Genomic DNA, 17,099 nt, shown 5'->3' with positions numbered 1-17,099 from the left:
AGCCTGGGGCGATGCGACTTGGGGTGCTTGGGCCGCTGGCCGTGTGGACGGACCGGGGCGAGCCGGTCACGATCCCCGGGCGTAAGGTCCGGGCGCTGCTGGCCGACCTGCTGGTCCACGAGGGACGCCCGGTGTCGGCCGACCGGCTGGTGTCGGACCTGTGGGGCGAGGCCGCGCCGGCCGATCCCACGTCCGCGCTGTACGTACGGGTCTCGCAGCTGCGCAGGGCGCTGGCCGGCGCCGAGCCCGGCGACAGGGAACTGGTGGCCTCACAACCCCCGGGATACGTGCTGCGCGCCGGCCCCGACACGCTGGACGCGGCCAGGTTCGCCGAGCTGACCGGGCAGGCCATGGCCGCCGGCGACGCGCGGACCAGGGCCGGGCTGCTGGCCGAGGCACTGGGCCTGTGGCGCGGGCCGGCGCTGGCCGACTTCGCCGACGAGGAGTTCGCCACGGCGGCCGTGGCCAGGTGGGAGGAACAGCGGCTCGCGGCCGTCGAAGCGTACGCCGAGGCCAGGCTGGACCTGGGCGAACACCGGGAACTGGTCGGCGAGCTGGGCGAGCAGGTGGCCGGGCACCCGTACCGTGAGCGGCTGCGCGCGGCGCACATGCGGGCGCTGTACCGCTCGGGCCGGGCCGGCGAGGCGCTGGACAGCTTCCAGGAGCTGCGCCGCCTGCTGGCCGACGAGCTGGGCCTGGATCCGGGGCCCGAGCTGGCCGCGTTGCACCAGGCGATCCTGGCCGGTGACGCGTCGGAGTCCGCGCCGGTCGCGGCGCCCCGGCCGGTCAAGCCCACCACGAACCTGCCCGCGCCCGTCACCGAGCTCATCGGCCGCGACCACGCGGTACGCCGGGTACGCGAGCTGCTGGCCGCCGGCCGGCTGGTCACGCTCACCGGTCCCGGCGGGGTGGGCAAGACCAGCGTGGCCGTCGAGGTGGCCAGGGCGGTGGCCGAGGCGTACCAGGAAGGCGCGTGGCTGGTCGATCTCACCAGCTGGAACGGCGAGGGCGACCCGGCCGAGCTGGTCTTGTCCGTCCTGTCCATTCCAGATCCGGCCGGAGACTCCGAGCCCGCGGGCGACCGGCTGGCGGCCGCGCTGCGCGACAGTCGGCTGCTGCTCGTGCTGGACAACTGCGAGCACGTGATCGAGCCGGTCGCCGCCCTGATCGCGGCCCTGCTGGCGGCCGCGCCCGGCCTGCGCGTGCTGGCCACCAGCCGCGAGCCGCTGCGGCTGCGCGGCGAGGCCCGCTGGGACCTGCCGCCGCTGGACGTCCCCGACACCGACGACCCCGACCGGCTCGCCAGGTCCTCGGCGGTGCGGCTGTTCCTGGCCAGGGCCGGGCTGGCCGCCGAGCCGGAGATCACGGCCGGCGTCGCCGAGGTGTGCCGGCGGCTCGACGGCATCCCGCTGGCGCTGGAGCTGGCCGCCACCCGGGTGCCCGCGCTGGGCGTGCCCGAGCTGGCCGCCAGGCTGCGCGTGCCCAGGGACCGCTTCGGGCTGCTCGGCGCCGGGCCGCGCGACGCGCCCGACCGTCAGCGCACGCTCGCCGCGGTGATCGACTGGAGCTGGCGGCTGCTCACCGAGGACGAACGGGTCGTGCTGCGGCGGCTGGCCGTGCACGCCGGCGGCTGCACCCTGGAGGCCGCCGAGACGGTCTGCGCGGGCGACGGGGTCGCGTCGGCCCAGGTGCTCGACCTGCTGGCCGGGCTGGTGGACCGCTCCCTGGTGGTACGCGCCGACGGGCCCAGGTTCCGGCTGCTCGAATCGGTCTCGGCGTACTGCCTGGACCGGCTGCGCGAGAGCGGCGAGGAGGCGGCGCTGCGCCGCGGGCACGCCGCCCACTACCTGGCGCTGGCCGAACGCGCCGAGCCCCGGCTGCGCGGCCCCGAGCAGCGGGAATGGCTGCGCCGGCTGGACGCCGAGTCCGCGAACCTGCGTGCCGCGCTCGACACGTTCCGCGCCGAGCACGCGGCGGAGGAGGCGTTGCGGCTGGCCTGCGCGCTGGTGTGGCACTGGTTCCTGCGCGGCAGGCTCACCGAGGCGCGGCGCGCGCTGGCCACCGCGCTGGCCGTGCCCGGGCCGGCGCCCGAGGCGCTGCGGGCCAGGGCCGAGGCGTGGCACACCGGCCTGGCGATCAGGCAGGGCGCCGCCGGTCCGGAGCGGGTCGCCGACGTGCTGGCCGAGTACGAGAAGACGGCCGACCCGGTCGACCGGGCGCGGGCCGAGTGGTTCCTGGCGGCGTCCGTCATCGAGTTCGGCGACGCGGCGGCCACCGGCAAGCTGCTGGACCGGGCGCTCGACACGTTCGTCGCGGAAGGGGACCGGTGGGGCGAGGCGGCGGCGCTGAGCACCCGGGCCATGCTCGCGCACATGCGCAACGACCAGGAGGCGCTGGAACACGACGCCAGGCGCGGCGCCGAACTGTTCGGCGAGCTGGGCGACGCCTGGGGCGTGCTGCAGGCCACGGACTGGCTGATCGGCCTGGCCGACATGACCGGCGACCCGGCGGAAGCCGCCCGGCAGAGCGAGGCCGACCTGCGGATCGCCGAAGAGCTCGGGCTGTGGACGGACGTCGCGGGCCGGCTGTCCTGGCTGGGCTGGATCTCGATGCAGACGGGCGCGCACGAGCGGGCCTGCGAATACGCCGAGCAGGCCCGGCGACTGGCCGCCGAGCAGGGACAACGCTCGGTCGAGGTGTTCGCCGCCATCGCCCTGGCCTTCGCCGCCAGGCGCGCGGGCCGCTTCGAACTGGCCGGGGAACGGCTGCGGTGGCTGCTGGAGACGGCCAGGCGGCAGCAGACCGACGATGCGCATCCGCCGTACCTGACGATGGTGCTGACCGAGCTGGGGCTGCTGGCCTGGCGGCGCGGCGACTTCGACGAGGCGCTGGCCAGGCAGCGCGAGGCCGCCGCGATCTACCGCGAGCAGGGGCTGACGCAGGGCGTGGCGTGGGCGCTGGCCGGGCTCGCGGCGGCGCTGGCCGGGCAGGGGCGGCACGAGGTGGCCGCGCGGCTGCTCGGCGCGGCCGAGTCCGCCCACGGCTCCCTGTCGGCCTCCGACAGGGACGAGCTGTCCGCGATCACGGCCGCGGTGCGGGCCGCCGCCGGGCCCGGCTTCACCGAGCGCTTCGCGTCGGGAGCCGGGCTCACGCTGGACCAGGCCTGGTCCCTGCTGGACGACTGACCTGCGGCCGGCCGACCGGTGGGCCGGATGGGCTTACTTGGGCACGTAGACGTGCACCACGATGCCCGACTCGAACCGGTTCACGTCGGCCAGCTTCAGGTGGGTGGTGTCGAAACCGGCGCCTTCGAACAGGTGCTTGCCGGCGCCCACGATGACCGGGAAGTACCAGAAGTGGAACTCGTCGATCAGGCCGTGCTCGACCAGCGTGCGGTCGAGCTCGCCGGTGCCCCACTTCAGGATGTTCTTGCCCGGCTGCTCCTTGAGCTGCGCGACCTCCTCGGCCACGTCGCCCTTGAGCAGGGTGGCGTTCCAGGCGGTGGCCTCGGTCAGCGTCCGGGAGGCCACGTACTTGGGCAGGTTGTTCATGTGGGCGGCGTCCTCGCCCTCGCGGCCCGACCACGCCTCGGCGAACCCCTCGTAGGTCACCCGGCCGAGCAGCATGGCGTCGGCGTCGGCCATGAGGGTGCCGGCGTAGCGGCCGTGGTCCTCGTCCCAGTACGGGTGGCCCCAGTGCTGCGGCTCGGCGCGCGAGGCGGTGGAGGGACGGGTGTCGTCGATGATGCCGTCGAGCGAGACGAACGTGGACTCGATGATCTTGCGCATGATTCCTGCTCCCTGCGGTCTGTGGCGGGGGCTTTCGTGTGTCCCTGCCGATGACCTTCAGCTTGCCGGGGGCACCTTACCGTTTCCTTCTGGTCTCCTCGCCGACCGGCTTACCGGGCCTCAGCGCTGCCAGACCAGCAGGTCCATCGTGAGGTAGTCGCTGGTCGAGTCGACCACGTCGGTGACCTTGACCAGCGCGATGGCGGTGTCGGTGTACGCGCAGATCAACCGGCCCTTGACCTCCTCGATCGGCACGGTTCTCGTGTAACGGGTGTTGTCGACGCAGGCCTGGTAGGTGCCGCGCTCGCCGGGGGCGAGGACGGCCATGTTCGTGCCGCACAGGCTGTAGTTGCAGTATTCGAGGTCGCCGCCTTCTTCCTGGGGATGCATCGGGTCGTTGGTGAAGCTGACCTCGTAGTCGAAGGTGACGTCGATGCCCTTGTACGTGCCGAGCAGCGTGCCGGGCGGCTGGCTGCCCACCCCGCCCTCCTCGGCCGCCGTGGGGCTCTGGTCGGGTTCGGACGACGACTGCGCGGGCTCCGGCGCGACCGCCTCGCGCGTCCGGGTGACCGTGACGGTGGACTCGGGGCGCGGCTGGGCGCTGGCCGACGGCTCGCCGCGCGGCAGGAGCAGTGCGGTGGCCACGGCGGTCACGAGCGCGGTGCCGGCCGCGGCGACGGCCAGGAAACGCAGGCCCACGGTACGCGGCGGGCGCGGTGTTGTGGGCACCACGTCGTAGGCGGGCAGGACGCGGCTGACCGCGGGCGGCAGCCACGACTCCGGCACGGGACGCGCGTGCGCCTGGAGCATGGTCACCAGTTGACGCGGGGTCGGCCGCTGGGCCGGGTTCTTGGCCAGGCAGTGCGCCACCAGGTCCCGCAGCTGCGGCGGGCAGCCGTCGAGTTGCGGCTCGTCGTGCACCACCCGGTACAGGACCGCCGCGTCGGGGCCCTCGCCGAAGGGCGGGCGGCCGGTGGCGGCGTAGTGGATGAGCCCGCCCAGCGCGAACACGTCGATCGCGGGCGTGCTGGGGTGACCGAGCGCCTGTTCCGGGGCCATGAACACCGGGGTGCCGACCCGGACGCCGGTGCCGGTGAGCGGGGTGGCGTCGACGGCCTTGGCGATGCCGAAGTCGATGACCCGCGGCCCGTCGGAGGCCAGCAGCACGTTGGACGGCTTGAGATCGCGGTGCACGACCCCGGCCACGTGGATGGCCTGCAGCGCTTCGGCCACGCCGCAGGCGAGGTTGAGCACGGTCGCCGGGGGCAGCGGGCCGGACGAGGCCACGGCCGCGTCGAGCGAGGGGCCGGGCACGTACGCGGTGGCCAGCCAGGGGCGGGCGGCGGTGGTGTCGGCGTCGATCACGGGCGCGGTGTACAGGCTCTGCACCCGTTGCACCGCGGCGACCTCCTGCTGGAATCGCTGGCGGAACTCGGCGTTCCTCGCGTACTCGGTGTGGATCACCTTGACGGCGAGCCGTCTGCCGCTGGCCGTGGTGGCGAGGTAGACCTGTCCCATTCCGCCCGCGCCGAGCCGCGCTACCAGGCGGTAGCCTCCGATTTCCGCGGGATCGCCTTGAGTCAAGGGCCCGAAGGGGGAGTCCACGGGGCCAATGTACAGAGCGACCCCGGGGGCCGCCATGCGTTCGCGTGAGCGGTTATGCCGATGTGAGTGCGGCGGCGCAGGAGGCGGCCAGGTCCTCCGCGTAGGCGGGCAGCGGCCGGCCGGCGAGGTGATGCCGGCGGACGGTGGCGTACGGCAGGTCCACCGCGGCCAGGTACAGCCGCTCGCGGTCGGCGGGCGCGGCGGCGCCCAGGCGGCCGGCGAGCGCGTCGAGCGCCGCCCTGAGCCGGTCGTTGGCGGCGCGCAGCAGCTCGCGCGCCTCCTCCGGCCAGCCCGCCTCGTCGAAGTCGGCCGGGCCGTACAGCAGGACGCGCGACTCGCCGGGGTTGGCGCGGCACCAGGCGACGACGTGACGGGCGGCGGCGGGCGCGGCGTCCACGGCGGGCTCGCTGTCCAGCGCGGCGAGGTAGCCCTCGTGGAAGCGGCCGAGCGTGCGCAGCCAGAGCGCGGCCAGCAGTGACGCGCGGCTGGGGAAGCGGTGGTAGATCGAGCCGCTGGGCGCGCCCGCCGCCCTGGCGACGGCGGCGATCGTGACGGTGGCCGGGCCGGCGTCGGACACCAGGTCCGCGGCGGCGTCGAGGAGGCGGTCGACGTCGTGGCGAGGGGGTCTTCCCATGGAGTTGAGAATATCGGATGAATCGTTCTAGATTAAGCTCTCTAAAAACTTGGAGAGAGGACGGACATGTCCCGATCGGTTGATCCGCCCGCGCTGCGGACCCTGGTGGATGGCGCGGACCTGGTGGACGTGCGGACGATCGACGGCCAGGCCACCCTGCGCGCGTTCGCCGCCGGGGCGCTCGGCTGGGCGCCCTGGTGGCTACGTGGCCTCTACCTGGCCCGCGGCGTATTCGCGCGGCTGCTGCGCACCGCGCATCCGGATGTGCGGCCCGGCTCGGACGGAATGACGGCGGCCGACATTCCTTTCGAGCCCGGCCGCAGGATCGGATTCTTCCGGGTCGTCGACGCGGTGGAAGAACGGTATTTGCTGCTGTCGGCCAGCGATTCGCATCTCGCGGCGCACCTGGCGCTCGTCGCCGAGCCGGAGAATCGATTTCGCCTGGTCACCGTGGTGAAATACCTGCACTGGACGGGACGGCTCTATTTCGCGGTCATCCGGCCGTTCCACGCGGTCGTGGTGCGCGGCATGGCGCGGGCCGGGATCAGCGCCGGTCGAACCAGCGCCACGCCGGGGGGACCAGCAGCAGCGTGATCACGATCGCCGGGCCGAGCACGTCCGCGTCGAACATGACGGACGGGTAGAGCTCGCGGTCGACGGCCTTGAACGTCACGGTGGTGGCCGCCAGGACGACCTGCACCGCGATGGCGGCCCAGCGGATCCGGTCGCTGCGCCTGCGCAGGCGTTCCGCCAGCAGGCCCGTCAGCGTGAGGAGCGTGGCCGTGGCCGCCAGGATGAGGCCGATCCCGAGGTGAAAGGTGCTGAAGAAGGCGAATATCGCCCAGGCCAGCCCGACCAGGCCGAAAGCCACCTGGAGCGTCATGATGAACCGGGCGACGCGTACCGTGATCGGCATCTCCGTACGCTTGAGCGTTTCCGTCACTCCCCCATGATGCGACATCTCGCCCGATCATGGCGAGTAGTCGAATCCTCCGTGAATTTCGGACTTTTCGCAGTCCGTGACAGGCTGTGACAGGTGGACACCGCGATGCTGGCAACGGATATTGGACGGAAACGGAGGTTTAGATGGACGTGCGTTTGGACCATCTCGTCTGCTGGGTATCGGACCAGCTCAACTCCCTGGACTTCTACGAGCGGGTGATAGGCCTGGCCGGAGTACGGGCCGAGGAGTTCCGCGATGGGAAAGCCGCGTTCCCCAGCGTGCGCGTCTCGCCCGAGACGATCCTCGACCTGATGTCGTACGAGGCCGCCAGGGGCGTGGACGAGGGCACCGGGGTGCGGGGCAGCGCCGGCCATCCGCTGAACCATTTCTGCCTGGCCGTGGGCCGGGAGGATTTCGACGAGCTCAAGGTGCGGTTGAAGCGCAACGGGGTGGAGATCTCGGGCGGGGGCGTGGACTCCTTCGGCGCGCGGGGGATCGCGCCTGAGACGATTTACTTCGCCGATCCCGACGGCAACGTCATCGAGGTCCGGTACTACGACTGACGAGGGGCGGTCCGGCGGGCACCCCCTGGATCTCGTGGATCACTTGAGTCACTTCGGTCACTGGGAGCGGGCGCGGCGCAGGCGGCCGCGTACCGCGCGGCGGACCAGGGGGCCCATGTCGTCCAGGATCGCCACCAGCGCCCCCAGGTCCTCCAGCGCGTTCATGGCCTGGCCGGCGCCCGCCGGATCGACCCCCTCGTACAGCTCCAGCCCCACGAACGCCGCCGCGGTCGCCTTGGCCAGCCCCGCCACGTCCACGAACTCGGCCAGCGGCGTCTGCGCGAGCACCCGCCCGAGCGCCAGCTCCACCTCGGCGATCCACACGTTGAGCCCGTTGGCGGTGGCCGGGGCCAGCTCGGCGTCGGTCTGGCTGCCGGCCAGCAACTGGGCCAGCGCCGACACGCTGCCTTCCGCGCGTTCCTCGGCGTGCAGCTCGCGGCCCAGGTCCAGCAGCTCGCCCAGCGAGCTCACGGTGGCGAACCGTTCCCGGTAGAGCGCCACGCGCTGCTCGGAGCCGTACTCGATGGCGTCGGCGAGCAGCCGGTCCACGCTGCCGAAGTGGTAGAAGACGAGCGCCTGGTTCACCCCGGCCGCGGTGGCGATCGAACGGGCCGAGACCCCCGCGATGCCCTGCGTCTTGAGCGTCTCCAGCGCCGCGTCGAGCAGCTTGGATCGTGTGTCGGCCACCATGGTTCCTTCGCGGGGTCGAGCGTCGGGCGTCGGCGGCGGGCCTGCGCGCGCCTGGGCCTCACGCTAGCGGGAACTCCACCGGGAAGTGTCAGGGGACTTTGGTAGACCTGTGGACATGGGTGTGAGCGTCGACGAGTTCATGAAGCTGCTCGATCAGCTGCCGGAGGTCCGGCTGAGTCACGGGGGCAGCTGGGTCGGGCTCAAGGTCCGCGGCAAGGGCTTCGGCTACCTGTGGGAGGAGACCGAGACGGTCGGGCTCAAGGCGACGATCGAGGAGCAGATCGCGCTGGTGGCCGAACGGCCCGACGTCTTCGAGGTGCAGTTCACCGCCGGGCGGTACGGCTGGGTGGTGGTGCACCTCGACAAGATCGACGCCGACGAGCTGTTCGAGCTGACGGCCGAGGCGTGGTGCCTGACGGCGCCGAAGACCATGGTGGCCGCGTTCGAGGCCGAGCACCAGATCGGCCAGGGGGCGCAGGACGGGCGGTAGGCGGGCCGGCAGTAGTGTCGGGCGCGTGACCCCTGTGAACATCCGGCTGCGTCCGTGGCGTGACGACGACGTTCCGCTGGTGCTGCGGGCCTTCCACGATCCCGAGATGCGCCGCCAGTCGCCGTTCCCGATCCTCACGCCGAAGGACGCCCAGGGGTGGATCGCCCAGTGGACGGGCGTCGGGCACGCCTTCGCCGTCGAGGTCGCCGGCCCGGTGCCGGCCGAGCCGGGCGGGCTCACCGAAGGGCAGGTCGTGGGCAACGTGGCGGTCGCGGGCATCGACCGGCACGACAACGGGTGGGTGTCCTACTGGGTGGTGCGCGAGGCCAGGGGGCGGGGCATCGCCGTGCGCGCCACCGAACTGCTGGCGCGGTGGGCGTTCGAGGAGCGCGGGCTGTTCCGGCTCGAACTCGGCCACCGCACCGACAACCCCGCCTCGTGCCGGGTGGCCACCAAGGCGGGGTTCCGGCCGGAGGGGGTCGAGCGGGGCAAGCTGTGTTACGACGGGATCCGGTACGACGTCGAACGCCACGCCCGCCTCGCCACCGACTGACCGGCCGGCCGACTGACCGATTGGCCGGCCGACCCGATTGGCTGGGCGGCTGTCGGTCGGCGGGCTCGCGACCTCGGGCGACGTCCCGTTCAGAGAGGCACGCGGAGGGGCGTGCGGGCGGCTCGATGGGGAAGTGGGCCGTGGAGCGTGGTGTGCGAGACGGCAAGTGTGGCTTTTGGGATGCCTGGTCAGCCGGCGCCGTCCTGATCTAGGCTGCTGAACGTGGACAGCGAGAGTCTGGCCGCGGCCGGCCTGCTGGCGGCGCTGAGCCGGGCGTCGGGCATCCTCGCGGAGTTACGTCACCCCTTCGTGCGCAGCGCGCCCTTCTCCTATTTCGTCCCGCCCGCCGGCGCGCGTACCGGCAACCTCTTCACCCTGCCCGACGGCCGCGAGGTGCTGTTCGCCGTCTCCATCGCCGCCGCCGACGGCGCGTTCCACGTGGAGGGCGCGGTGACGGCCGAGGACGAGGTGCTGCTCGCACTGCCGCGCAAGAGCGTGCCCACCATCCGGGCCGGGGTGAGCGTGCTGGACGACTACGCCGCCGAACTCGCCGCCCCCGCCGGACGGTTCATCGACCAGCTACTGGACGAGATTGTCTGATTGTCAGACAATGTCCGTATGAAGAACGGACCTCTGGCCGTCGTGGGCGCCTCCGTGTTGTGGGGCACGGCCGGCACGGCGGGCCTGCTGGTCTCCGCGGACTCGGTCGCGCTCGCCGCGGCCAGGCTGGTCGTCGGCGGCGCCGCACTCGCGTTACTGGCCGTCGCGGGAACCAGGCGGGCCGGGGCGGGAACCAGGCGGGCGGTCGCGGGAACCACGCGGATCGGCGCGGGAACCAGGCGGGCCGGACTGAGAGAGATGGTGCGGCCGTCGTTGCTGCCGGCGGCGGTGGCGGTGGCGGCGTACCAGTTGTGCTTCTTCGCCGCCGTCGGCCGGACCGGCGTGGCGATCGGGACGGTGGTGGCGATCGGCAGTGGCCCGGTCTTCACCGGGCTGCTGTCGTGGCTGCTGCACCGGCAGCGGCCGAGCGCGCGCTGGGCGCTGGCCACGACCGCGGCGATCTGCGGCTGTGCCGCGCTGATCGTCGGCGGCGGCGCGCAGGCAGGCGCGCAGGTCGTGGTCGGGGTGCTGTTCGCGCTGCTGGGCGGCCTGCTGTACGCCTTCTACGCCGTCACCGCCGCCCGCGCCATCGGCGCCGGGGCCGAGTCGAACGTGGTCATGGGCGTCCTGTTCGGCGGCGCCGCGGTGATCATGCTGCCGGTCCTGGCGCTGCGCGGGGTGGAGTGGCTGGCCGAGCCGAAGGGGCTGATCGCCGTCGCCTATCTCGGGCTGGGCACCACGGCGCTGTCGTACTTCCTGTACGGACGCGGCCTGCGCACCACCCCGGTGGCCACGGCCGCCACGCTGGCCCTGGCCGAGCCGGCGGTCGCCGCGCTGCTCGGCGTGGTGGTGCTGAAGGAACATCTGACCCCGATCTCCGTGGCCGGGCTCGTGCTGCTGGCGGTCAGCCTGGTCGCGGTGGCCGTACCGGAGCGGGAAAGGGCGTTAAAGTCGCACACGTGACGTTGCCCCTCAGACCGGTGTCCGCAGTCGGCGCGCTGGCCGACGCCCTGCGCAGCAGGGTGTTGTCCGGCGAGATCGCGCCCGGCAAGGCGTTGCCCGAGCAGGAGATCGCCGCCGCGTACGGCGTGGCCAGGCCGACCGTGCGCGAGGCGCTGGCGGTGCTGGTGCACGAGGGGCTGCTCAGGCGCGAGCGCAACCGCAGCGCTCATGTCCCCGAGGTGACGATCTCGGACCTGGACGATCTCATGTACGTCCGCAGGCCTTTGGAGCACCTGATGGCCGAGGCCCTGGCCGGACGGCGGGTGCCGGAGGCGCAGGCGGCGCTCGACAGGATGGACCGTCTGCCGTCCGACGCGCCCTGGTCGGCGGTGGTGGCCGAGCACATGGCGCTGCACCAGGCGCTGATCGAGGCCGTGGGCTCGCCCAGGCTCGAACGTCTCTACGCGGCGCTGGCCGCCGAGATCCGGCTCGGCCTGGTCAGGCTGCGCGAGGTGTACAAGGACAGGGAGGTGCTGGTGCGTGAGCACCGCGAGCTGCTCGACGCCATCGCGGCCGGTCCCGAGCGGGCGCGGGCGGCGGTCGCGGATCATCTCAGCCACTCCTGGGGCGTCGAAGGCCGCTAGGACGACGGCGATCGTCCCCGGGATGGCGGCGAACGCGCACCATTGAGCGCGAACCCTTGCGGGACCGGCCTGGAACTCGCAAGAATCGCGGCCATGCACGGCAACCCGATGCCGGACTCCTACGTGTACGTCACGGAAGAGGGCGTCACCCGTCATTACGCGGACGGGAGCGTCGAGGCCCTCGCGTGGGAGGACGTGGTCGAGGTCCGTGTCGTCACGGAGTCCGGGGAAGACGTCCACTACATCCTGCTCGATCGCGACGGCGAGGGCTGTGTGGTGCCGCGCAGTGCGACGGATGCCACGTTTCTCGCCCGCCTGAGGTATCTGCCGGACTTCGACCTGGATCGGTTGACCGTGGCCTCTGACTCGTCCCATGACGGGGTTGTGGTCGTCTGGCGCAGTCCTGACCCGCCGTCGGCGTTGCCGGACCTGGAGTACGACTAGTCACGAGGCCTGGAGTACGACTAGTCACAAGGCCGTCAACCTCGCGAAATATCGCCGTAAACCTCACATTTCCCCAGCCTGTGCGCTGCATCTTTGGATCGTTCCGTCAACCCCCAAAGTCCAGCAATCTTCGTCCGATTGTGGACATTTGACGTTATTCCCCCGGTCTGAATCGATCTTTACTCTTTAGTGGGGGCCGCCGCCCTTGATTATGCATGGGGACATGTCAACCCATGTGGCTCAAGGAACGTCAAGTTACAGCGGTGCACAGAGTCATCAGGGTGGTATCTATGAGGGTGGGGACTGAGGAGTCCGCCGTCGTGCTCCTCGAGGCCGTACCACGCCACGCGTCCAGCATCTGGACACGAGCGTACTTACGGCTCCTGGTACTCGGCGACACCATGTGCGCGCTACTCGCATGCGTTTGCGTGGTGGGAGTCCGATTGTTGTTCGGCGCATACGTTCCAGCCATCGAGTTCGCGCTCGGAATCGGCCTGGTGCTCGGCTGGCCGGCCGCGTTGCGCATGGGAGGCGCGTATCGGCAGCGTGCCAACGGCGAGGGCACGGAGGAGTTCAAGGCCGTTTTCAACGGCGGCGTCGGTTTGATGGCCGCGGTGGCCATCGGGGCTTATGCCACGCAAACCTCCATCGCGCGAAGTTTCGTGATGGCGATGTTGCCGCTGGCCCTGCTCTCGACGCTCTACTACCGCTACCGCATGCGCAAACATCTGCATCGGCGCAGAGCGGTCGGCGACTACATGCGGCACGTCGTCGCGGTCGGCCACCGGGAGGCGATCCTCGACCTGGTGGTGCAGTTCCGCCGGCAGCCGTACCACGGGATGCAGGTGGTGGGCGCCTGCCTGCCGTCCGCCGGCATGGACGTCGACCTCGACGGGATCCCGGTGCTCGGCTCGTTCGGCGACGTGGCCGAGGCGGTCGCGGACGCCCGCGCCGACGCGGTGGCCGTGCTGGCCTGCCCCGAACTGGACGGCGCCGCGCTGCGCCGGCTGGCCTGGAGCCTGGAACAGGACAAGACGGACCTGTTCGTGGCCCCGGCCCTGCTGGACGTGGCCGGCCCGCGCATCAGCATCAGGCCGGTGGCCGGGATGCCGCTGATGCACGTGGAGCATCCGGAGTTCAACGGCGCCAGGCGGCTGGTGAAGAGCATCTTCGACCGGCTGGTCGCGGTGACCGCCGTGTTGTTCCTGGCCCTGCCGCTGCTGGCGCTCGCCCTGGTGATCAGGCTGACCAGCAAGGGCCCGGCGCTGTTCCACCAGACCCGGGTCGGCAAAGGCGGCAAAGAGTTCAATGTCGTGAAATTTCGTACGATGGTGGTTGATGCGGAGCAACTCAAGGGCGCGCTTCTCGAATGCAACGAGTTCGACGGCGTGTTGTTCAAGATTAGGAACGATCCAAGGATCACGCGGGTAGGCGCTTTCCTGCGGAAATATTCCTTGGACGAGCTCCCGCAGTTGCTCAATGTCATCCGCGGCGAGATGTCCCTGGTCGGCCCGAGGCCGCCGCTCCCGGAAGAAGTGGCCGCATACGGCACCGACGTGCGCCGCCGCCTGGTCGTCAAGCCGGGCATGACCGGCCTCTGGCAGGTCAGCGGCCGTTCGGACCTGACCTGGGAGGAGTCGGTCCGCCTGGACCTGCGCTACGTGGAGAACTGGTCGCTCATCCTCGACCTGCAGATCCTCTGGAAGACCTGGTCCGTCGTCACCCGTGGAGAAGGGGCTTACTAGCAGTGAAAGCACTCGTGCTCGCCGGAGGGTCGGGCACACGGCTACGGCCCATCACCCACACTTCGGCGAAACAACTGGTACCCGTCGCGAACAAGCCGGTGCTGTTCTACGGCCTGGAGGCCATCGCGGAGACCGGCATCCGCGAGGTCGGCCTGGTGGTCGGCGACACGCAGGCGGAGATCGAGTCGGCGGTAGGCGACGGTTCCGCGTTCGGGCTGCGCGTCACCTACCTGCGCCAGGAGGCGCCGCTCGGGCTCGCGCACGCCGTACTGATCGCCCGCGACTTCCTCGGCGACGAGGACTTCGTCATGTACCTGGGCGACAACTTCATCGTCGGCGGGATCACCGACCTGGTCGACACGTTCGCGCGTACCCGGCCGGCCGCGCAGATCCTGCTCACCAAGGTCGGCGACCCGCGCCAGTTCGGCGTGGCCGAGCTCGACCTGGAGGGCCGCGTGGTCGGCCTGGAGGAGAAGCCCGCGCGGCCCAAGAGCGACCTGGCCCTGGTCGGGGTCTACCTGTTCAGCCCGGCCGTGCACGCGGCGGTGGCCGAGCTGCGGCCGTCGTGGCGGGGCGAGCTGGAGATCACCGACGCCATCCAGTGGCTGATCGAGGCGGACCTGCAGGTGGAGTCCACGCTGATCTCGGGCTACTGGAAGGACACCGGCAACGTCACGGACATGCTGGAGGTCAACCGGCTGGTGCTCGAATCGCTCGAACCCCGGGTCGACGGCCTGGTGGACGACTCCAGCGAACTGGTGGGCCGGGTGGTGGTCGAGCCCGGCGCGGTGGTCGAGCGCTCCCGCGTGGTCGGCCCGGTGATCGTCGGCGCGGGCACCCGGGTGCAGGACAGCTACGTCGGCCCGTTCACCTCCGTCGGCGCGGACTGCGTGGTCGCCGGCAGCGAGATCGAGTACTCGATCGTCCTGCCCAGGGCGTCGATCACCGGGGTCGGCAGGATCGAGTCCTCGCTGATCGGTCATGACGTCGAGGTGACCGCCTCGCTCAACACGCCCAAGGCCCACCGTCTCGTGCTGGGCGATCACAGCAAGGTACAGATCGGTACATGAAGCGGATTCTGGTTACCGGCGGTGCGGGTTTCATCGGCTCCCACTTCGTCCGGGGGTTGCGTGACGCCGAGATCACCGTGCTGGACAAGCTCACCTACGCCGGCAACCTCGCCAACCTCGACGGGGTGCCGCACACGTTCACGCACGGCGACATCTGCGACGCCGAACTGCTCGACAAGGTCGTCCCCGGCCACGACCTGGTGGTCAACTTCGCCGCGGAATCCCATGTGGACCGCTCGATCGAGGGCGCCGGGGAGTTCGTCCGCACGAACGTGCTGGGCACCCAGACGTTGCTGCAGGCGTGCCTGGACGCCGGGGTGCCCAAGGTCGTGCAGGTCTCGACCGACGAGGTCTACGGCTCGATCGACCTCGGATCCTGGGACGAGTCCGCGCCGCTGCTGCCGCGCTCGCCGTACGCGGCGGCCAAGGCGGGCGGCGACCTGATCGCCCGCTCGTACGCCATCACCCACGGCCTGGACGTGTCCATCACCCGCTGCGGCAACAACTACGGCCCCAGGCAGTACCCGGAGAAGGTCATCCCGCTGTTCGTGACCAACCTGCTGCGCGGCAGGAAGGTGCCGCTGTACGGCGACGGCGGCAACGTCCGGGACTGGATCCACGTCGAGGACCACTGCGCGGGCATCCGCCTGGTCGCCGAGAAGGGCGAGCCGGGCGAGGTCTACCACATCGCGGGCACGGCCGAGCTGACCAACAGGGAGCTGACCGCGCGGCTGCTCGAAGCCTGCGGCCGCGACTGGGACTCGGTCGAGCCGGTCGCCGACCGCAAGGGCCACGACCGCCGCTACTCGCTGGACGACGCCAAGCTGCGGGCACTCGGCTACCGGCCGCGGATCCCGTTCGAGCAGGGGCTGAAGGACACCGTCCGCTGGTACGCCGACAACCCGGACTGGTGGGGGTCATGACGGATCACGGCTTACCCGGGCGCGAGGAGGCACCGTGCGGTGGCTGATCACCGGGGGCGGCGGCATGCTGGCGGCCGACGTCCTCGATCGTACGGCGCTGACCGGCGAGCCCGTGCTGGCCCTGTCCAGGTCCGAGCTGGACCTGTGCGACGCGCGGGCGGTACGCGACTTCGTGTCCGCCTACCGGCCCCGGGCCGTGATCAACTGCGCCGGCTGGACGGCCGTGGACGCCGCCGAGACCCACGAGGAGGAGGCGCTGGCGGTCAACGGGCACGCCGTGCGCGCGCTGGCCGAGTCGTGTGCCCGCGCCGGGGTCCGGCTGGTGCACGTGTCCACCGACTACGTCTTCGACGGGACGAGCGGCACGCCGTACCCGGAGGGCGCGGCCACCGGCCCGGTCAACGCCTACGGCCGCACCAAGCTGGCCGGCGAGCGGGCGGCGCTGGAACACGGGCACTACGTGGTGCGCACCGCCTGGCTGTACGGCGCGTCCGGACACAACTTCGTCCGGACGATGATCAGGCTCGCCGCCGAGCGTGAGACCGTGCGCGTGGTCGACGACCAGCGCGGCCAGCCCACCTGGACCGCCGACCTGGCCGACTTCCTGGTCAGGCTGGCCCAGTCGGACCTGCCCCCGGGGATCTACCACGGCACCAGCGCGGGCGAGACCACCTGGCACGGCTTCGCCAGGGAGATCTTCACCCTGCTCGGCGCGGACCCGGCCCGGGTGGTGCCGATCCCGTCCAGCGCCTACCCGCTGCCCGCCCGGCGGCCGGCCAACAGCCTGCTGGCCCACACCAGGTGGGAGCCGATCCGCCCGTGGCGGGCCGCCCTGCACGCCGCCTGGCCGGTGCTGATCAGGGACACGACCCCGAAGGCGGGCACTCAATGCAGCGTGGCGTAGAACTCCGCGCACGCCTCGTGGTCCGGCAGCAGGCCGGCGGACAGGGCCTCGGCCAAGGTGGGCGCGGCGGCGTCCTTGTCCGACAGCAGCGGCTCGATCCCGGCCGGCCAGGCGATCCCGAGCTCCGGGTCCAGCGGGTGCACCCCGTGCTCGCGGCCCGGGTTGTACGGCTGCGAGCAGAGGTACACCACCGTGGCCTGCTCGCTGAGCGCCATGAACGCGTGGCCGAGCCCCTCGGCGACGAACATGCCCTTCCTGGTGTGCTCGTCCAGTGTCACCGCCTCCCACCGGCCGAACGTCGGGGAGCCGGTACGCAGGTCCACCACCACGTCCAGGACCTCGCCGGCCACGCACATCACGTACTTGGCCTGGCTGGGCGGCACGTCGGCGAAGTGCACGCCGCGCAGCACGCCACGGGCCGAGATCGAGCAGTTGATCTGGGCGACGTCGAAGCGCCTCGGCAGCCTGGAGGCGTGGAACGCCTCCAGGAAGGCCCCGCGGGGATCGGTGTGGATGTGCGGCGTGTGGCACCAGGCGCCGTCGATGCCGAGGGGATCCATG

The 17,099-nt window shown here is 71.6% G+C and carries 19 protein-coding genes; 13 read left to right on the top strand and 6 right to left on the bottom strand.

Annotated elements, in window-relative coordinates:
- Nucleotides 1–11 precede the first annotated feature (11 nt).
- On the top strand, nucleotides 12–3,185 hold the full coding sequence (locus tag HII36_RS11945; RefSeq protein WP_173523194.1) for a BTAD domain-containing putative transcriptional regulator: 3,174 nt from the start codon (nucleotides 12–14) through the stop codon (nucleotides 3,183–3,185).
- Nucleotides 3,186–3,218: 33 nt separating this feature from the next.
- Here HII36_RS11945 and HII36_RS11940 read toward each other — a convergent pair whose 3' ends face one another.
- From HII36_RS11940 to HII36_RS11930, 3 genes are all read right to left on the bottom strand, one after another.
- Nucleotides 3,219–3,788 carry a dihydrofolate reductase family protein gene (locus tag HII36_RS11940; protein WP_173523193.1) on the bottom strand — a complete coding sequence of 190 codons (570 nt, stop codon included), beginning with the start codon at nucleotides 3,786–3,788 and terminating at the stop codon, nucleotides 3,219–3,221.
- Nucleotides 3,789–3,908: 120 nt separating this feature from the next.
- Nucleotides 3,909–5,393 carry a serine/threonine-protein kinase gene (locus HII36_RS11935; RefSeq protein WP_217369409.1) on the bottom strand — a complete coding sequence of 495 codons (1,485 nt, stop codon included), beginning with the start codon at nucleotides 5,391–5,393 and terminating at the stop codon, nucleotides 3,909–3,911.
- Nucleotides 5,394–5,445: 52 nt separating this feature from the next.
- Complete coding sequence (locus tag HII36_RS11930; RefSeq protein WP_173523191.1) at nucleotides 5,446–6,027, bottom strand: TetR/AcrR family transcriptional regulator; 582 nt, start codon at nucleotides 6,025–6,027, stop codon at nucleotides 5,446–5,448.
- 66 nt (nucleotides 6,028–6,093) lie between these two features.
- Here HII36_RS11930 and HII36_RS11925 point away from each other — a divergent pair, with 66 nt between their 5' ends.
- Nucleotides 6,094–6,621, top strand: a complete 528-nt coding sequence (locus HII36_RS11925) for a DUF2867 domain-containing protein (RefSeq protein WP_173523190.1) — start codon at nucleotides 6,094–6,096, stop codon at nucleotides 6,619–6,621.
- On the opposite strand, the gene HII36_RS11920 is transcribed toward HII36_RS11925, so the two are convergent.
- Complete coding sequence (locus HII36_RS11920) at nucleotides 6,572–6,970, bottom strand: hypothetical protein (RefSeq protein ID WP_173523189.1); 399 nt, start codon at nucleotides 6,968–6,970, stop codon at nucleotides 6,572–6,574. The two genes, HII36_RS11925 and HII36_RS11920, sit on opposite strands and share 50 nt — an antisense overlap.
- Before the next feature lie 143 nt (nucleotides 6,971–7,113).
- Here HII36_RS11920 and HII36_RS11915 point away from each other — a divergent pair, with 143 nt between their 5' ends.
- Entirely contained in the window at nucleotides 7,114–7,533 is a 420-nt protein-coding gene (locus tag HII36_RS11915) for a VOC family protein (RefSeq protein ID WP_173523188.1), read from the top strand.
- 57 nt (nucleotides 7,534–7,590) lie between these two features.
- Here HII36_RS11915 and HII36_RS11910 read toward each other — a convergent pair whose 3' ends face one another.
- The gene (locus tag HII36_RS11910; protein WP_407940780.1) at nucleotides 7,591–8,220 is read right to left on the bottom strand and encodes a TetR/AcrR family transcriptional regulator; all 630 of its coding nucleotides are present in this window, start codon (nucleotides 8,218–8,220) and stop codon (nucleotides 7,591–7,593) included.
- A 118-nt stretch (nucleotides 8,221–8,338) separates the two neighbouring features.
- Between HII36_RS11910 and HII36_RS11905 the strand changes: the two genes are divergently transcribed.
- The 10 genes from HII36_RS11905 (at nucleotide 8,339) to rfbD (ending at nucleotide 16,538) form a co-directional block, all read left to right on the top strand.
- On the top strand, nucleotides 8,339–8,713 hold the full coding sequence (locus HII36_RS11905) for an MmcQ/YjbR family DNA-binding protein (protein ID WP_173523186.1): 375 nt from the start codon (nucleotides 8,339–8,341) through the stop codon (nucleotides 8,711–8,713).
- A gap of 25 nt (nucleotides 8,714–8,738) precedes the next feature.
- Entirely contained in the window at nucleotides 8,739–9,266 is a 528-nt protein-coding gene (locus tag HII36_RS11900) for a GNAT family N-acetyltransferase (protein ID WP_173523185.1), read from the top strand.
- Nucleotides 9,267–9,488: 222 nt separating this feature from the next.
- Nucleotides 9,489–9,866 carry a hypothetical protein gene (locus HII36_RS11895; protein WP_173523184.1) on the top strand — a complete coding sequence of 126 codons (378 nt, stop codon included), beginning with the start codon at nucleotides 9,489–9,491 and terminating at the stop codon, nucleotides 9,864–9,866.
- 18 nt (nucleotides 9,867–9,884) lie between these two features.
- On the top strand, nucleotides 9,885–10,829 hold the full coding sequence (locus tag HII36_RS11890; protein ID WP_173523183.1) for a DMT family transporter: 945 nt from the start codon (nucleotides 9,885–9,887) through the stop codon (nucleotides 10,827–10,829).
- A complete protein-coding gene (locus tag HII36_RS11885) occupies nucleotides 10,826–11,452 on the top strand; it encodes a GntR family transcriptional regulator (RefSeq protein WP_173523182.1) in 627 nt (208 codons plus the stop codon). The genes HII36_RS11890 and HII36_RS11885 overlap by 4 nt, the downstream gene beginning before the upstream one ends.
- Nucleotides 11,453–11,545: 93 nt before the next feature.
- Nucleotides 11,546–11,896, top strand: coding sequence for a hypothetical protein (locus tag HII36_RS11880; protein WP_173523181.1), 351 nt, complete (start codon nucleotides 11,546–11,548; stop codon nucleotides 11,894–11,896).
- A 290-nt stretch (nucleotides 11,897–12,186) separates the two neighbouring features.
- Entirely contained in the window at nucleotides 12,187–13,641 is a 1,455-nt protein-coding gene (locus HII36_RS11875) for a sugar transferase (RefSeq protein ID WP_173523180.1), read from the top strand.
- Between the two features lie 2 nt (nucleotides 13,642–13,643).
- Entirely contained in the window at nucleotides 13,644–14,711 is a 1,068-nt protein-coding gene (locus HII36_RS11870; RefSeq protein WP_173523179.1) for a glucose-1-phosphate thymidylyltransferase, read from the top strand.
- A complete protein-coding gene (gene rfbB, locus HII36_RS11865) occupies nucleotides 14,708–15,634 on the top strand; it encodes a dTDP-glucose 4,6-dehydratase (RefSeq protein WP_173523178.1) in 927 nt (308 codons plus the stop codon). Before HII36_RS11870 ends, rfbB begins: the two co-directional genes overlap by 4 nt.
- A gap of 34 nt (nucleotides 15,635–15,668) precedes the next feature.
- Nucleotides 15,669–16,538, top strand: coding sequence for a dTDP-4-dehydrorhamnose reductase (gene rfbD, locus HII36_RS11860; RefSeq protein WP_173523177.1), 870 nt, complete (start codon nucleotides 15,669–15,671; stop codon nucleotides 16,536–16,538).
- On the opposite strand, the gene HII36_RS11855 is transcribed toward rfbD, so the two are convergent.
- Nucleotides 16,520–17,098 (bottom strand): dTDP-4-dehydrorhamnose 3,5-epimerase family protein, encoded by a 579-nt coding sequence (locus tag HII36_RS11855; protein WP_173523176.1) that lies wholly within the window; start codon nucleotides 17,096–17,098, stop codon nucleotides 16,520–16,522. The genes rfbD and HII36_RS11855 overlap by 19 nt on opposite strands.
- Between the last annotated feature and the right edge of the window lies 1 nt (nucleotide 17,099).

It is taken from the genome of Nonomuraea antri, from assembly GCF_013283785.1.
Classification (GTDB): Bacteria; Actinomycetota; Actinomycetes; order Streptosporangiales; family Streptosporangiaceae; genus Nonomuraea; species Nonomuraea antri.
The sequence above is the reverse complement of the archived record's forward strand: the minus strand, read 5'-3'. Positions and strand labels throughout refer to the sequence as shown.

Bases quoted from the DNA above. Each gene is read 5' to 3' on its own strand.
- HII36_RS11930 (WP_173523191.1), bottom strand. From the start codon at position 6,027: ATGGGAAGACCCCCTCGCCACGACGTCGACCGCCTCCTCGACGCCGCC.
- HII36_RS11925 (WP_173523190.1), top strand. From the start codon at position 6,094: ATGTCCCGATCGGTTGATCCGCCCGCGCTGCGGACCCTGGTGGATGGC.
- HII36_RS11915 (WP_173523188.1), top strand. From the start codon at position 7,114: ATGGACGTGCGTTTGGACCATCTCGTCTGCTGGGTATCGGACCAGCTC.
- HII36_RS11905 (WP_173523186.1), top strand. From the start codon at position 8,339: ATGGGTGTGAGCGTCGACGAGTTCATGAAGCTGCTCGATCAGCTGCCG.
- HII36_RS11940 (WP_173523193.1), bottom strand. From the start codon at position 3,788: ATGCGCAAGATCATCGAGTCCACGTTCGTCTCGCTCGACGGCATCATC.
- HII36_RS11875 (WP_173523180.1), top strand. From the start codon at position 12,187: ATGAGGGTGGGGACTGAGGAGTCCGCCGTCGTGCTCCTCGAGGCCGTA.
- HII36_RS11855 (WP_173523176.1), bottom strand. From the start codon at position 17,098: ATGGATCCCCTCGGCATCGACGGCGCCTGGTGCCACACGCCGCACATC.
- rfbB (WP_173523178.1), top strand. From the start codon at position 14,708: ATGAAGCGGATTCTGGTTACCGGCGGTGCGGGTTTCATCGGCTCCCAC.
- HII36_RS11945 (WP_173523194.1), top strand. From the start codon at position 12: ATGCGACTTGGGGTGCTTGGGCCGCTGGCCGTGTGGACGGACCGGGGC.
- HII36_RS11890 (WP_173523183.1), top strand. From the start codon at position 9,885: ATGAAGAACGGACCTCTGGCCGTCGTGGGCGCCTCCGTGTTGTGGGGC.
- HII36_RS11880 (WP_173523181.1), top strand. From the start codon at position 11,546: ATGCACGGCAACCCGATGCCGGACTCCTACGTGTACGTCACGGAAGAG.